Source organism: Oscillibacter sp. UBA6647, from assembly GCA_002455655.1.
Classification (GTDB): domain Bacteria; phylum Bacillota; class Clostridia; order Oscillospirales; family Oscillospiraceae; genus Oscillibacter.
Genome location: DKLF01000112.1, coordinates 1 through 3,040 on the forward strand (window position 1 = coordinate 1; position 3,040 = coordinate 3,040).

The 3,040-nt window shown below is 58.5% G+C and carries 4 protein-coding genes; all 4 read left to right on the forward strand.

What is annotated here, in order from left to right:
* Positions 1-873: aspartate kinase (locus tag B2W96_RS08460; protein ID WP_293009851.1), on the forward strand; the 873-nt coding region annotated here is incomplete at its 5' end.
* Positions 874-959: 86 nt separating this feature from the next.
* Complete coding sequence (locus B2W96_RS08465) at positions 960-1,460, forward strand: hypothetical protein (RefSeq protein WP_293009852.1); 501 nt, start codon at positions 960-962, stop codon at positions 1,458-1,460.
* 113 nt (positions 1,461-1,573) lie between these two features.
* Positions 1,574-1,843 (forward strand): ACT domain-containing protein, encoded by a 270-nt coding sequence (locus B2W96_RS08470; protein WP_293009853.1) that lies wholly within the window; start codon positions 1,574-1,576, stop codon positions 1,841-1,843.
* Positions 1,844-1,853: 10 nt separating this feature from the next.
* Positions 1,854-3,040 (forward strand): PFL family protein (locus B2W96_RS08475; RefSeq protein WP_293009854.1); only part of this gene is annotated, 1,187 nt, incomplete at its 3' end.

Below are 3,040 nucleotides of genomic sequence, written 5' to 3' on the forward strand. Positions count from 1 at the left end.
AAGCGGATAGACGCGGAGCGGATTCAGTCCGAACTGGACCAGCGCCGCATCGTTCTGGTGGCGGGCTTTCAGGGCATTGACCGCGCCGGAAACATTACCAGGCTGGGCCGGGGCGGGTCAGATACCAGCGCCGTGGCGCTGGCGGCTACCTTCCATGCGTCGCTGTGCCAGATCTTTACGGATGTGGACGGCGTTTATACCACCGACCCCCGGGTCGTGCCAAACGCCAAAAAGCTCAGTGAGATTACCTATGACGAAATGCTGGAGCTGGCAAGTCAGGGAGCACAGGTGCTTCATAACCGCAGCGTGGAGCTGGCAAAGAAATTTCATGTGAATTTGCAGGTCGTGTCCAGCTTGGAGGATAAGCCTGGCACGACTATCAAGGAGGTTACGAAAGTGGAAAAGACGAATATCGCGGGCGTGGTTAAGGATTCCAGTATTGCCCGCATTGCCCTGGTGGGCCTGCAAAACAACCCCGGCGTGGCGTTTCAGGTCTTTGACCTTTTGAGCAAGGGCAACATCAACGTGGACGTGATTTTGCAGTCCATTGGCCGGGAAGACACAAAGGACATCACCTTCACCGTCCACAAAAAGGACGTAGAGCAGGCTGTGGAGCTGCTGGAGGAGCACAAGACGGCGCTGAAATTCGACCACATCAACACCGACGAGCACATCGGCAAGGTGTCTATCGTGGGCATGGGACTGATGAGCAACTGCGGCGTGGCCGCCAGAATGTTTGAAGCGCTGTATGAGGCGGGCATCAACATTCAGATGATCAACACTTCCGAAATCCGCGTCTCCGTCCTGCTGGACGAGGCGGATGTGGATAAGGCCGTCCGCGCCATCCACGCAAAATTCTTCGACGAAACCTGATTTTCACAGCGACGGGGCCTGAAAGGGACCAAGCGGTTCTGATTTCTCTCTGGGGCGCATAAAGTCTCAGGGAGGTGAGTCGTCCTATGAAAAATCGTTTTACGCATTTTTCCATCCGCTTTATGACGGTTCTGCTGGCGGGGCTGTTTTTATTGCTGCTTCGCTCGGCGGGAAGCAACCCGGTTTTTGCCGTGCTGACGCCTCGGTTTGCAAGTCCGTGGGAGCTTGGGAAGCTGCTGTTCTGGCCGCTGCTGTTGGCTGTGGTCATCCCTTTGCGGGACGGCGGAAAATTCTCTGAACGGCTTCCCTGGCTTACGCTGGCATCGTTAGCCGCCGTCCTGATTTTCTGGGTGCTGAGCGCCATCGGGCCGGGACCGGGGGCGTATCTGCTGGCGTGGATTGTATTGTCGGCCATGGCGCTGGCGCTGGCCCAGAGGGGTATTCTTTCCAAGGGGGATCGCTCCGTCTGGATGGTTTTGGCGGTGGCGATGGGTATTTTATTTATCATGCTGACTTTCCTGCCGCCTGCCTTCGGGCCTTTTTTGGACCCGGCGGACGTGGCGGCCATGGCAACCATTCCGTGCTGACGGCACGCGGGGGAAAGGGCGCCGATGGGCGGCCCTTTCCCTGCTTTGCATGGAATTTTACAGTGGAACGGCGCGGCGCGGCCTGCGCAAAAACAACAGAGAGGAAGATACAAATGAACGCAATCGTAACGGTGGTAGGGGAGGACAAAGTCGGCATTATTGCCGGCGTTTGCACGCTTCTGGCAGAGAATAACGTCAATATTCTGGATATCACGCAGACCATCATGCAGGGGAGCTTCACCATGGTCATGGCGGTGGACGTGGGCAAGGCCCCCGTGCCCATCGGGGAGCTGGGCGCACGGCTGGACACTCTGGGCAAGCAGCTTGATATCTCCATCCGCATCCAGCGGGAGGAAATTTTCGACGCCATGCACCGCATTTGAGGGAGAGGCCATGTTAAATCAAAAGGACATTCTCTCCACCATTGAGATGATTGATCAGCAGCATCTGGACATCCGCACCGTCACGATGGGCATTTCGCTTCTGGATTGCTGCGATCCCGACCCCGTGCGGGCCTGCCAAAAAATTTATGATAAAATTACAAAATCCGCAGAAAAGCTGGTGAAAACCGGGGAGGACATTGAGCGGGAATTTGGCATTCCCATCGTTCACAAGCGGATTTCCGTCACGCCCATGGCGCTGGTGGCCGGATCCTCCGACACGGAGAACTACGTGCCTTTTGCTCTGGCCATGGACCGAGCGGCCGGGGCTTGCGGCGTGAACTTTATCGGCGGATATTCCGCTCTGGTGCAAAAAGGAATGACGAAGGCGGACGAAAAGCTCATCCGCTCGATTCCCGAGGCGCTGGCATCTACGGAATTGGTATGCTCCTCCGTCAACGTGGGCTCCACCAAGGCGGGCATCAACATGGACGCGGTGGCCCTGATGGGCCGCATTGTCAAGGAGACGGCCGCGCGCACGGCTGACCGGGACGGGCTTGGCTGCGCCAAGCTGGTGGTGTTTTGCAACGCAGTGGAGGACAACCCCTTTATGGCCGGAGCCTTTCACGGAGTGGGGGAGGCCGAGCATGTGATCAACGTGGGCGTCTCCGGCCCGGGCGTGGTGTGCAGTGCATTGAAGGCCGTTCGAGGCCGCCCCTTTGACGAGCTGGCGGAGACGGTGAAAAAGACTGCGTTCCGCATTACGCGCATGGGCCAGTTGGTGGCGCAGGAAGCATCCCGCCGGCTGGACGTACCCTTTGGCATTGTGGATTTAAGCCTTGCACCTACTCCCGCTGTGGGTGATTCCGTGGCTAGGATTCTGGAAGAAATGGGGCTTGAAACCTGCGGCACCCACGGGACCACAGCGGCTCTTGCTCTGCTGAACGACGCGGTGAAAAAGGGCGGCGTGATGGCGTCCTCCTCCGTGGGCGGGCTTTCGGGCGCATTTATCCCCGTCAGCGAGGACGAGGGGATGATTGCCGCCGCCCGGGCCGGGACGCTAAGCATTGACAAGCTGGAGGCCATGACCTGTGTGTGCTCTGTGGGGCTGGACATGATTGCCGTACCCGGCGATACCAGCGCGGACACCATCTCCGCCATCATCGCGGACGAGGCGGCGATCGGCATGGTGAACTGCAA